The following is an 11,358-nucleotide window of genomic DNA, read 5'->3' on the forward strand; positions in this document are numbered from 1 at the left end:
TTTCGTTCTATTCCCTCAAGTGATTCCAAAGCTTAGCGCTCTTCAGTATAGTGTGTCCGTTAACTGCATTACTGGGAAGTAGAGTGAGTAATACGTTGTTTCGATGGCCGGTACGTGTCTATTTTGAAGACACCGATGCTGGCGGCGTGGTATACCACGCACGCTACGTTGCCTTTTATGAAAGGGCGCGCACTGAAATGTTGCGCCAACGCAATTTTCACCAGCAGCAATTGCTCAGTGAGCATGTCGCTTTCGCTGTCCGCCGCATGACGGTAGAATACCTGGCACCGGCACGTCTTGATGATATGCTGGAAGTACAGAGTGAAATTACCGCAATGCGTGGGGCTTCTCTCACGTTTGCTCAACGAATTCTCGACACACATGGCAATCTTCTGAGTAGTGCAGAAGTATTGATCGCATGTATCGATCCACACCAAATGAAGCCAAGAGCGCTTCCTAAGTCTATTGTCGCGGAGTTTAAGTAGTGGCTGACATGAACATTCTGGATTTATTCCTGCAGGCAAGCCTATTCGTTAAGCTTATCATGCTGGTATTAATGGGCTTTTCTATTGCTTCATGGGCGATCATCATTCAACGAACGCGTATTCTGAATGCTGCCACCCGCGATGCAGAAGCCTTTGAAGATAAGTTTTGGTCCGGTATTGAGCTGTCTCGCTTGTATCAGGAAAGCCAGGCTCGTCGCGAGACTCTCGGGGGCTCCGAGCAGATCTTCCATTCTGGATTTAAAGAGTTTGCCCGTTTACATCGCGCAAACAGCCATGCACCAGAGGCGGTGATTGACGGTGCCTCCCGTGCGATGCGCATCTCAATGAACCGTGAATTAGAAGCTCTGGAAACTCATATTCCATTCCTCGGTACTGTTGGTTCCATCAGCCCGTATATTGGCCTGTTTGGTACAGTATGGGGGATTATGCATGCCTTTATTTCTCTGGGTGCAGTAAAGCAGGCGACGTTACAAATGGTCGCACCAGGTATTGCCGAAGCACTGATTGCTACCGCGATCGGTCTGTTCGCTGCGATCCCTGCTGTTATGGCCTATAACCGCCTGAACCAGCGCGTGAATAAACTTGAACAAAACTATGACAACTTCATGGAAGAGTTCATTGCTATTCTGCATCGTCAGGCTTTTGCCAGCGCCGAGAGCAAATAAGTAGGGGGTTGTATGGCGCGAGTACGTGGTCGTAAACGTCGCGAGCTTAAGTCTGAAATTAACATTGTTCCCTTACTGGACGTGTTGCTGGTGCTATTGCTGATCTTTATGGCGACCGCGCCGATCATTACACAAAGCGTTGAGGTGGACTTGCCCGACGCGACGGACTCAAAAACCGTCTCAAGTGATGATAATCCACCAGTGATTGTGGAAGTGTCAGGGGTGGGGCAATACTCGTTGGTGGTAGATCACCAGCGGATGGAGCAACTGCCTTCAGAACAAGTTGTGGCAGAGGCTCAGGCCAGATTGAAATCGAATCCGAAAACTGTGTTCCTGATAGGTGGTGCTAAAGAGGTGCCTTATGATGAAATTATCAAGGCTCTGAATATGCTGCATCAGGCGGGTGTGACGTCGGTGGGCTTAATGACTCAACCGATATAAATTTGCGTTGATATTGGTTGGATTGAGAGTCACTCCAGCCAGTAGATACCTTGTTTTTAGCAGTTCCGTTTTTTAGCAATAGATGCGGACATCGAGTGTGGAAATCGAGCGTGGGTAAGGCAACCGAGCAAAATGATAAGCTGAATCGCGCCGTTATCGTGTCGGTGGTTCTGCACATCATATTGATTGCCCTGTTGATTTGGGGCTCTCTGACGCAGAAGACTGAAATGGGCGGCGGCGGTGCTGGCGGCGAAGTTATTGACGCCGTCATGGTCGATCCGGGCGCAGTAACAGAACAGTATAACCGTCAGCAGCAACAGCAGACTGACGCTAAACGCGCAGAACAACAGCGCCAGAAAAAAGCCGATAAGCAAGCAGAAGAATTGCAGCAAAAGCAGGCTGCTGAGCAACAACGGCTGAAAGAATTGGAAAAAGAGCGTCTGCAAGCGCAAGAAGATGCCAAGCAGGCGGCTGAAGAACAGAAAAAACAAGCCGCTGAGCAGCAAAAAGAGGCCGCTGAGCAACAGAAAGTTGCTGCTGCCGCTGCTGCAAAAGCGAAAGAAGAGCAGAAACAGGCAGAGGCCGCAGCCGCACAAGCAAAAGCAGAAGCTGATAAAATCGTGAAAGCACAAGCTGACGCGCAGAAAAAAGCAGAAGCCGAAGCCAAAAAAGAGGCGGCTGTAGCAGCAGCAGCGAAGAAACAAGCTGATGCTGAGAAAAAAGCGGCCGCAGAGGCTAAAAAAACCGCTGCTGCTGATGCCAAAAAAAAAGCGGCTGCAGAAGCGGCGGCAACAACCGATGTTGATGATTTATTTGGTGGTTTAGCTAACTCCAAAAATGCACCGAAAAGTGGGGCCGGCGCGGGCGCTGCTGCTGCGGGTAAAGGTGGTGGCAAGAAGAGCGGGGCATCAGCGGGTGATGTTAGTGGCTATTTGGGCCAGATAACCGCCGCGATCCAGAGTAAATTTTATGATGCAGATCTTTACAAAGGCCGTACCTGTGATCTGCGAATTAAATTAGCACCAGATGGTCTATTAATTGATGTTAAAGCAGAAGGGGGTGACCCGGCACTGTGCCAGGCTGCTATCGCTGCTGCAAAACAAGCGAAGATTCCTAAGCCTCCAAGCTCGGACGTTTATGAAGTGTTTAAGAATGCTCCGCTTGTATTTAAACCTCAATAAAGGTTGATTAACAGGGGTATAACTTTGTTGATCAACCGTGGATTATGTAGTTTTGTTTGCGTTGGTTTGTTAAAATTCTGCTAATTATCGCGGGCATCCCGCTCGGATAAGGGAGATAAGATGAAGCAGGCATTTCGAGTTGCGCTAGGCTTTTTAGTTTTGTGGGCTTCTGTGTTACATGCAGAAGTTCGAATTGAGATTACCCAAGGGGTAGACTCTGCTCGTCCAATTGGTGTTGTTCCGTTTAAATGGATGGGGCCGGGTACACCACCTGAAGAGATCGGTGCTATTGTTGGCGCAGATTTACGTAACAGCGGCAAATTTAACCCAATTGATGCGGCTCGCATGCCACAACAGCCTTCAACTGCGGCAGAAGTAACGCCAGCAGCCTGGACTGCGTTGGGTATTGATGCTGTTGTTGTTGGTCAGGTTCAACCGAGTGCTGATGGTAGCTATGTGGTTTCTTACCAGTTAGTCGATACTTCTGGTGCAGCCGGTAGCGTTTTAGCGCAAAATCAGTATAAAGTAACTAAACAATGGTTACGTTATTCAGCGCATACTGCCAGTGATGAAGTATTTGAGAAGCTGACTGGGATTAAAGGTGCTTTCCGTACCCGTATTGCTTATGTTGTGCAAACCAACGGCGGCAAATTCCCACACGAATTGCGAGTTTCTGATTACGACGGCTACAACCAGTTTGTCGTTCACCGTTCGCCAGAACCTTTGATGTCACCAGCCTGGTCTTCAGATGGTAGCAAAATTGCTTATGTCACTTTCGAGAGTGGTAAGTCAGCACTGGTTATTCAGACGCTGGCTAATGGTGCAATCAGACAAGTGGCTTCATTCCCTCGTCATAACGGTGCGCCTTCTTTCTCACCGGACGGGACTAAACTGGCTTTCGCGTTATCTAAAAGCGGTAGTTTGAACTTGTATGTTATGGACTTAGGATCTGGTCAAATCAGCCAGGTTACTGATGGTCGTAGCAATAACACTGAACCAAGCTGGTTCCCGGATAGCCAGAATCTGGCCTATACCTCGGATCAGGGTGGTCGTCCACAAGTGTATAAAGTGAATATTAATGGTGGTGCACCACAGCGAATCACGTGGGAAGGTTCTCAGAACCAGAACGCAGATGTGAGTCCTGATGGTAAGTTCCTGGCATTGGTTAGTTCTAATGGTGGGGCACAACACATCGCCAAACAGGATCTAGAAACGGGAGCCGTTCAAGTATTAACGGACACGTTCCTGGATGAAACGCCTAGTATCGCGCCTAACGGCACCATGGTTATCTATAGCTCGACACAAGGGCTGGGAGCTGTGTTACAGCTGGTCTCGACTGATGGGCGTTTCAAAGCGCGTCTTCCGGCAACTGATGGACAGGTCAAATTTCCTGCCTGGTCGCCGTATCTGTGATGCATGTGTAAATACGTATGTATGGCAAACTATAAAAGGATCAAAGAGATGCAACTGAACAAAGTGCTAAAAGGGCTAATGTTGGCTTTGCCAGTTCTGGCAATCGCTGCGTGTAGTTCTAACAAAAGCGCAAATAATGACCAATCTGGCATGGGCGCTGGCACTGGTACAGAAAATGGCAGCAACTTGTCTTCAGAAGAGCAAGCTCGTCTTCAGATGCAAGAACTGCAAAAGAACAATATCGTTTACTTCGGTTTCGATAAATACGATATCGGTTCTGACTTCGCTCAAATGCTGGATGCACATGCTGCATTCCTGCGTAGCAACCCATCTTACAAAGTTGTTGTTGAAGGCCACGCGGATGAACGCGGTACGCCAGAATACAACATCGCGTTGGGCGAGCGTCGTGCAAATGCTGTGAAAATGTATCTGCAAGGTAAAGGCGTTTCGGCTGACCAGATCTCTATCGTTTCTTACGGTAAAGAGAAACCAGCAGTACTGGGCCATGACGAAGCAGCGTTTGCTAAAAACCGTCGTGCAGTTCTGGTTTACTAAGAGAATCGCATGAACAGTAACTTCAGACGTCACTTAGTGGGTCTGTCGTTACTGGTTGGCGTAGCGGTCCCATGGGCCGCTACTGCCCAAGCGCCAATCAGTAATGTCGGCTCCGGCTCGGTAGAAGATCGGGTCACTCAACTTGAGCGTATTTCCAACGCTCACAGCCAACTATTAACTCAACTTCAGCAACAGCTATCCGATTCGCAACGCGATGTAGATAGTTTACGCGGTCAGATCCAAGAAAATCAGTACCAGCTCAATCAAATTGTTGAGCGGCAAAAACAGATCTACCAGCAGATGGAGAGTCTGAGCGGTGGTCAGGGGGCGCAGGGTTCAGCTTCTGCGGCTACTGGTGCTGCGACAGATAATTCTGCGGCTGGAAGTTCCGCTACTGCTGCCGCAGGCGCAGCGGCTGCTACAGCGGCACCTGCAGCAAGTACTGGTGATGAAAACAGCGATTATAATGCAGCCGTTTCTTTGGCTCTTGAGAAAAAGCAATTCGATCAAGCGATCACTGCTTTCCAAGGTTTTGTGAAACAGTATCCAAAGTCGACTTACCAGCCTAATGCCAACTATTGGTTAGGGCAGTTGTATTACAACAAAGGTAAGAAAGACGACGCTGCATATTATTATGCTGTTGTAGTAAAAAATTATCCAAAGTCTCCAAAAAGTTCAGAAGCGATGTTTAAAGTTGGGGTGATCATGCAGGATAAAGGCCAAAGCGATAAAGCGAAGGCGGTTTATCAACAAGTGATCAAGCAATATCCTAATACTGATGCTGCTAAACAGGCACAGAAACGTTTATCTGCTCTTTAGCCATTTTCGAGTCCAGGAATTGGTCATATTGACTAATTTCTGGACTTTGGCGAGCGAAGAACAAGCAGTTAAACGCTTCAACAGAAATTTAAGTTGCACTGTGAAGAGAAATTAGTAATATATGCCGCCGTTGCCAAGACAACTTGTAAAACGTTAAAGCAGCAGGAAATTATAGTAAGCAATGCACATAATGGGTCGTTAGCTCAGTTGGTAGAGCAGTTGACTTTTAATCAATTGGTCGCAGGTTCGAATCCCGCACGACCCACCATTATGCAGAGTTATTAGGGTATCAAATCGTAGGGATGAGAGCCGTAAAGATTCGAGCCGAGCGAAGCGAGACAGCAACGCGTAGCGTTGACCCGAAGGGCGAGTCCGCAGGACGAGTAATCCCGCACGACCACCACTATGTTAAGCAGTACCGCATTACAGCGGGTCGTTAGCTCAGTTGGTAGAGCAGTTGACTTTTAATCAATTGGTCGCAGGTTCGAATCCCGCACGACCCACCATTCTCCCCGCACGCCGGTTTGAATGTAAGAAGTTGAAATCAGCGCAAAGATTTTTCTTCCTGTTTTGTACTAAAAAGTACCCGAAGTGCGAGTAATCCCGCACGACAGGCACTAAATTGTCATTAGTAGCATACATAATGGGTCGTTAGCTCAGTTGGTAGAGCAGTTGACTTTTAATCAATTGGTCGCAGGTTCGAATCCCGCACGACCCACCATTATGTCAAGTAATCCCGCACGACAGGCACTGAATTGTCATTAGTAGTACACATAATGGGTCGTTAGCTCAGTTGGTAGAGCAGTTGACTTTTAATCAATTGGTCGCAGGTTCGAATCCCGCACGACCCACCATTATGCAGAGTTATTAGGGTATCAAATCGTAGGGATGAGAGCCGTAAAGGTTCGAGCCGAGCGAAGCGAGACAGCAACGCGTAGCGTTGACCCGAAGGGCGAGTCCGCAGGACGAGTAATCCCGCACGACCCACCATTATGTCAAGTAATCCCGCACAACCTACCATTATACCCCCCAGTGATACCTTTTCCCTGCAATGTTACATATACTGCTAATCTCAGTGTCCCAAAGTTCCCCCTATAATTCTCTGACATTCCATCTGCATCTCACTTTTCCATCTCATTTTTAACTCCATTAAACATTTTCACCATTATCAGACAATTTTTGGCGACTTTTAGCTGGATATTGGGTATTTTGTTTAGGATAAAAAACAAATGAAGTCTTACTGGCAGCCAGCAACGTTTGCTGACTCTGGAATAACTGGCAACAGAGATGTGAGCGATGAGTGAAACTTTTGATGTAAATGCGGCTATTTATCCATTTCCTCCACGGCCTGTCCTTTTGGATGAAGAGGAAAAAGCCTTTTACCGTGAGAAGATCAAAACACTGCTGAAGCAGCGCGATGCAGTGTTAGTCGCTCACTATTATACTGATCCCGAAATCCAAGCTTTAGCCGAAGAAACCGGCGGTTGCGTCGCCGATTCCCTTGAAATGGCACGATTTGGTAATAACCATCCGGCATCGACATTACTGGTCGCCGGCGTGCGTTTCATGGGAGAGACGGCCAAAATCTTGAACCCTGAGAAGCAAGTATTGATGCCAACCCTGAATGCCGAGTGTTCACTGGATTTAGGCTGCCCGGCGGATGAATTTGCCGCATTTTGTGATAGTCATCCAGACCGCACCGTAGTGGTGTATGCCAATACCTCTGCGGCGGTTAAGGCCCGAGCTGATTGGGTAGTGACCTCCAGTATTGCGGTTGAGCTTATTGAGCATCTCGATAGCTTGGGTGAGAAAATTATCTGGGCGCCGGATCGCCACTTGGGCAATTATGTGCAGAAGAAGAGTGGGGCCGATGTATTGTGCTGGCAGGGGGCCTGTATCGTCCATGACGAGTTTAAAACTCAGGCACTGGCTCGCATGAAAGTACTGCATCCTGATGCTGCGGTGTTAGTTCACCCGGAATCACCCCAGGCCGTGGTTGATATGGCTGATGCTGTCGGCTCGACTAGCCAACTGATTCAGGCTGCAAAAACGTTGCCACAGCAAAAACTTATTGTGGCGACTGACCGTGGCATTTTTTACAAAATGCAGCAGGCGTGCCCAGATAAAGAATTATTCGAAGCCCCGACGGCGGGTGAAGGTGCGACGTGCAGAACATGCGCTCACTGTCCGTGGATGGCAATGAATGGTCTCAGAGCGATTGCTGAGGGGCTGGAGCAGGGAGGTGTAATGCATGAGATACATGTCGATGAAGAATTGCGTCAGCAGGCGCTGATACCGCTGAATCGGATGTTGGATTTTGCCAACCAGTTGAAGTTACAGGTCAAAGGCAATGCCTAAGTCGTAAATGACACCGATTGACCTCAATACTTATTATTTCTCCCCAATAAAAGGATTGCCAGATGGATTTCCTCAGTACAAGCAATATATTGGTGCATATTCCGCTGGGTGCGGGGGGGTATGACCTTTCATGGATAGAGGCGATTGGTACCCTGTTTGGATTACTCTGTATTTGGTTTGCCAGCAAAGAGAAGATAATTAACTATTTGTTTGGCCTGATTAACCCCCCATGTCAGGGTAGTTGTCGCCTCTAACTGAAAACATCCAAGGGGCTGGAGACAACAAGAATGAAAACGTATTCACCTGAGCTTAAAGCCGCTGTGATTGCCAGAATGATGCCACCACACAATCAGCCGGTTGTTCAGATTGCACGCTCTGAGGGGATCCCTGTCAATACGCTTTACACCTGGCGCTCCAAGGCAGGTATTTCGACCGCGAGCACCCACGTTGAGGTAAAAACCCCGCAGCAATGGTCCCGTGAGGCTCGTTTTGCCATCCTGGTTGAAACGGCACCTCTTTCCGCCCATGCTGTTGCTGAGTACTGTCGCCGTAAAGGGCTCTACCCTGAGCAAATTCAGCAGTGGAAGAATGAGATAATGCAGCCAGATCCGCGTGAAGAGAAAGCACTCGTCAAGAAACAGCAAAACGAAATTCATCAGCTTAAGCGTGAAATTGCCCGCAAGGATAAGGCGTTGGCTGAGGCTGCGGCATTGCTGATATTGCAAAAAAAGTTCAAGGCGTTGTTCGTCGAGGAAAACGGGGACGAATGACGCCGACTCCGGACAGGCTGCGATTGATGACAATCGTAAAGGAAGCCGTTGCTGCAGGCGCGAGGCTGAGCGAGGCTTGCCAGTCTATTGGGCTTAGTGAGCGAACATTACAGCGTTGGGGAAAAGGGACGCATGACCGCAGACCCACGGCGTCACGGCCCATCCCGAAGAACAAACTCACTGCCGAAGAGGAACAACAGGTTTTAGCCCTCTGTCATGAACTGCGGTTCGCCAGCCTGCCACCGACGCAAATCGTTCCTTTGTTGGCGGATGAAAAGCGCTATATCGCCAGTGAGTCAACGTTTTATCGGATACTAAGACGTGCTGGCGAAACAACGCACCGTGGTCGGCAGAGGGTAGCGCAAAGCAAGCCGCTATCGACCTGGAGGGCGACGGCACCGAATCAGGTGTGGTCATGGGATATTACCTGGCTGAGGTCGCTGACGGCAGGACACTGGTTCTATCTGTACCTGATAGAAGACGTGTTCAGCCGCAAAATCGTCGGTCACGAGGTTCACTTGGTTGAAAGTGGTGAGCATGCGGCAGAGCTGATGAATCGGACAGTGCTGAGCGAACGCTGTTGGCAGGAGCCGCTGGTACTGCATGCGGATAACGGAGCCCCGATGAAGTCACAGGTGCTGCAGGTAAAGCTTGCGGAACTTAAGATAACCCCGTCGCACAGCCGGCCACGGGTGAGCAACGATAACGCGTATGTTGAATCGCTGTTCAGGACGTTGAAATACGTGCCGAGCTGGCCGGAGAAGGGCTTCGCGACGCTGGAGGATGCGCAGGCGTGGGTAGAAACCTTCGTTGGCTGGTATAACGAAGAACATCGGCACAGTGGTATCCGTTACGTCACACCAGGGCAACGACACAGAGGTGAAGATCGGGCACTACTGGCGCAGCGTAAATCGGTCTATGAAGCGGCGAAAATGCAGAATCCACATCGGTGGTCAGGTTCAACGAGAAACTGGCACCGGCAGGATGAGGTCTGGTTAAATCCGGAACGTGAAACGTTGGCCGCATGAATTAACTGAGGCGACAACTACCTTGACACGCGCCGTTAACGTGACGTTATTTGCGGTAATCTTTTTCCAGATTCAGCTCTATGCCAGCCTGCTATTACAGTTGTTCTTCTTCGTCGCTAATATCTATGGCTGGTATGCCTGGAGTAAGCAAACGTCTGATAATCAAGCTGAATTGAAAATTCGCTGGTTATCATTGCCGAAAGCATTGATTTGGGGCGCAGTGTGCGTGGCTGGTATCGCTTTAATGACCTTGCATATTGATACTGTTTTTGCCGGGTTGACCCGTGCCGCAGTGGTGGTGATGCAGCGTTTGGGCGCTAATGTGCAAATGCCTGAACTGCAACCTGATGCATTCCCATTCTGGGATTCCACCATGATGGTGTTATCAATTGTGGCGATGATCCTGATGACACGCAAATATGTTGAGAACTGGCTGATTTGGGTGGTGATTGATGTCATCAGTGTAGCGATTTTCGCCTATCAGGGGGTTTATGCGATGGCTCTGGAATACGTGATACTGACACTGATTGCCCTGAATGGCTCTTGGTTGTGGATGAAGAGCGCGGCAAAAAATCATTCACGTCCGTTATCAACTCAGAGTCACTAGCGGCTAAGTCAGGCCACTGTTTTATCGGGCTTATCTCCGTTGAAACAGTGGCCTGTTTGCCCTCAGTGAGGGTGGTAATGGTGCGCGTCGTTACTGGCGGTCTGATTGATACCACAATCGGGTGCGGCGCAATGCTGATATTCCATTTGAATGGTGGCATGCCCAATATTGTAGTGATGCAGTAAATGGTGCTGGATACGATGCAATAATTCATCGTTATCCCTCGGAGGGATCACTTGCACATGCAGCGTCATTAGCCGTTTTTCGCCAACTTGCCATAAGTGAACATGATGAACGTCCCTCACTTCATATATGCTGGCACATAAGTCTTTGCGCAATTTGGTGATATCAATCTCTTGCGGCGCGCCCTCTAACAGTTCGTGAAAACTCACTTTCAGCAGCCGCCAGGCGCTGCGGAGCACCAACACTGAGACCAATACCGACAATATCGGATCAATAGGTGTCCAGCCGGTAGTCAGAATGACCACGGCAGCCACTATCGCCCCAACGGAACCTAATAGATCTCCCAGCACATGTAAGGCTGCGGCGCGCACATTGATATTCTTTTCTTCCTCGCCACGATGCAGTATCCAGAAGCAGAAAATATTCGCACATAATCCGGCGATGGCGATGAATAACATCGGCATCCCCATCACTTCATGGGGAGAAAAGAAACGCCGTACCGCTTCCCAGACTATCAATACCACAATCAACAATAATGCCGCCGCGTTGACGAACGCCGCCAGTGTGGTCAGGCGCAAATAACCAAAGGTATGGCGAGAGTCAGGTTTTCGCTGCGAGAAATGAACTGCCATCAATGCGATGAATAATGCGGCCGAGTCTGTCAGCATATGTCCGGCATCCGCCAATAATGCCAGCGAACCCGATAGCCAGCCACCAATGGCTTCCACCACCATAAACAGAGTGGTAACCACAAAAGCTATCAGTAGGCGTTTGCTGTTGCTGTCTTGGGGGAAAAATGAAGATACAGCCATAGTTATCCTTGGACCATAAG

General features: G+C 49.1%; 10 protein-coding genes, 4 tRNA genes, 2 other RNA genes and 2 pseudogenes. 17 read left to right on the forward strand and 1 reads right to left on the reverse strand.

All coding sequences use genetic code 11. The features are described 5' to 3' along the window. The first annotated feature begins 83 nt into the window (after nucleotides 1-83). The 17 genes and pseudogenes from ybgC to pnuC (ACWJJO_RS07270) all read left to right on the forward strand — a co-directional run. Nucleotides 84-485 (forward strand): tol-pal system-associated acyl-CoA thioesterase, encoded by a 402-nt coding sequence (ybgC, locus tag ACWJJO_RS07190; protein ID WP_032907060.1) that lies wholly within the window; start codon nucleotides 84-86, stop codon nucleotides 483-485. Beyond that, entirely contained in the window at nucleotides 485-1,171 is a 687-nt protein-coding gene (gene tolQ / locus ACWJJO_RS07195; RefSeq protein ID WP_005188971.1) for a Tol-Pal system protein TolQ, read from the forward strand. The genes ybgC and tolQ overlap by 1 nt, the downstream gene beginning before the upstream one ends. A 12-nt stretch (nucleotides 1,172-1,183) precedes the next feature. Beyond that, nucleotides 1,184-1,612 carry a colicin uptake protein TolR gene (gene tolR, locus ACWJJO_RS07200; protein WP_083159585.1) on the forward strand — a complete coding sequence of 143 codons (429 nt, stop codon included), beginning with the start codon at nucleotides 1,184-1,186 and terminating at the stop codon, nucleotides 1,610-1,612. A 110-nt stretch (nucleotides 1,613-1,722) separates the two neighbouring features. Beyond that, complete coding sequence (tolA, locus tag ACWJJO_RS07205) at nucleotides 1,723-2,793, forward strand: cell envelope integrity protein TolA (RefSeq protein ID WP_481090860.1); 1,071 nt, start codon at nucleotides 1,723-1,725, stop codon at nucleotides 2,791-2,793. Between the two features lie 120 nt (nucleotides 2,794-2,913). Further along, complete coding sequence (gene tolB / locus ACWJJO_RS07210; protein ID WP_083159580.1) at nucleotides 2,914-4,206, forward strand: Tol-Pal system beta propeller repeat protein TolB; 1,293 nt, start codon at nucleotides 2,914-2,916, stop codon at nucleotides 4,204-4,206. Nucleotides 4,207-4,254: 48 nt separating this feature from the next. Further along, on the forward strand, nucleotides 4,255-4,761 hold the full coding sequence (pal, locus tag ACWJJO_RS07215) for a peptidoglycan-associated lipoprotein Pal (RefSeq protein WP_004393299.1): 507 nt from the start codon (nucleotides 4,255-4,257) through the stop codon (nucleotides 4,759-4,761). A gap of 9 nt (nucleotides 4,762-4,770) precedes the next feature. Continuing rightward, on the forward strand, nucleotides 4,771-5,580 hold the full coding sequence (cpoB, locus tag ACWJJO_RS07220; protein WP_083159578.1) for a cell division protein CpoB: 810 nt from the start codon (nucleotides 4,771-4,773) through the stop codon (nucleotides 5,578-5,580). A 192-nt stretch (nucleotides 5,581-5,772) separates the two neighbouring features. After that, nucleotides 5,773-5,848, forward strand: a tRNA-Lys gene (locus ACWJJO_RS07225). A 12-nt stretch (nucleotides 5,849-5,860) separates the two neighbouring features. After that, nucleotides 5,861-5,986: non-coding RNA, RtT sRNA (locus ACWJJO_RS07230), on the forward strand. 24 nt (nucleotides 5,987-6,010) lie between these two features. Beyond that, nucleotides 6,011-6,086: transfer RNA gene (locus ACWJJO_RS07235), tRNA-Lys, on the forward strand. Nucleotides 6,087-6,225: 139 nt separating this feature from the next. Next, nucleotides 6,226-6,301 (forward strand) — tRNA-Lys (locus ACWJJO_RS07240). Between the two features lie 57 nt (nucleotides 6,302-6,358). Further along, nucleotides 6,359-6,434 (forward strand) — tRNA-Lys (locus ACWJJO_RS07245). A gap of 14 nt (nucleotides 6,435-6,448) precedes the next feature. Continuing rightward, nucleotides 6,449-6,570: non-coding RNA, RtT sRNA (locus ACWJJO_RS07250), on the forward strand. A gap of 306 nt (nucleotides 6,571-6,876) precedes the next feature. Beyond that, complete coding sequence (gene nadA / locus ACWJJO_RS07255) at nucleotides 6,877-7,938, forward strand: quinolinate synthase NadA (protein WP_083159576.1); 1,062 nt, start codon at nucleotides 6,877-6,879, stop codon at nucleotides 7,936-7,938. 62 nt (nucleotides 7,939-8,000) lie between these two features. After that, nucleotides 8,001-8,162: pseudogene (gene pnuC, locus ACWJJO_RS07260) on the forward strand (nicotinamide riboside transporter PnuC); the annotation flags it as partial. Between the two features lie 63 nt (nucleotides 8,163-8,225). Beyond that, nucleotides 8,226-9,736, forward strand: a protein-coding gene (locus ACWJJO_RS07265) for an IS3 family transposase (protein ID WP_481090522.1) whose coding sequence is annotated in 2 segments (ribosomal slippage) — nucleotides 8,226-8,661 and nucleotides 8,661-9,736 — 1,512 coding nt in all. Because the reading frame shifts where the segments join, the coding sequence is not laid out codon by codon here. 34 nt (nucleotides 9,737-9,770) lie between these two features. Beyond that, a pseudogene (pnuC, locus tag ACWJJO_RS07270) lies at nucleotides 9,771-10,343 on the forward strand (nicotinamide riboside transporter PnuC); the annotation flags it as partial. 62 nt (nucleotides 10,344-10,405) lie between these two features. On the opposite strand, the gene zitB reads toward pnuC (ACWJJO_RS07270), so the two are convergent. Further along, nucleotides 10,406-11,338, reverse strand: a complete 933-nt coding sequence (zitB, locus tag ACWJJO_RS07275) for a CDF family zinc transporter ZitB (protein WP_481090861.1) — start codon at nucleotides 11,336-11,338, stop codon at nucleotides 10,406-10,408. Nucleotides 11,339-11,358 lie beyond the last annotated feature (20 nt).

The organism is Yersinia antarctica (genome assembly GCF_056636475.1).

What these genes read in the sequence shown, in the direction of transcription:
- zitB (WP_481090861.1), bottom strand. Translation starts at nt 11,338, where the DNA reads ATGGCTGTATCTTCATTTTTCCCCCAAGACAGCAACAGCAAACGCCTA.
- nadA (WP_083159576.1), top strand. Translation starts at nt 6,877, where the DNA reads ATGAGTGAAACTTTTGATGTAAATGCGGCTATTTATCCATTTCCTCCA.
- cpoB (WP_083159578.1), top strand. Translation starts at nt 4,771, where the DNA reads ATGAACAGTAACTTCAGACGTCACTTAGTGGGTCTGTCGTTACTGGTT.
- pal (WP_004393299.1), top strand. Translation starts at nt 4,255, where the DNA reads ATGCAACTGAACAAAGTGCTAAAAGGGCTAATGTTGGCTTTGCCAGTT.
- tolB (WP_083159580.1), top strand. Translation starts at nt 2,914, where the DNA reads ATGAAGCAGGCATTTCGAGTTGCGCTAGGCTTTTTAGTTTTGTGGGCT.
- tolR (WP_083159585.1), top strand. Translation starts at nt 1,184, where the DNA reads ATGGCGCGAGTACGTGGTCGTAAACGTCGCGAGCTTAAGTCTGAAATT.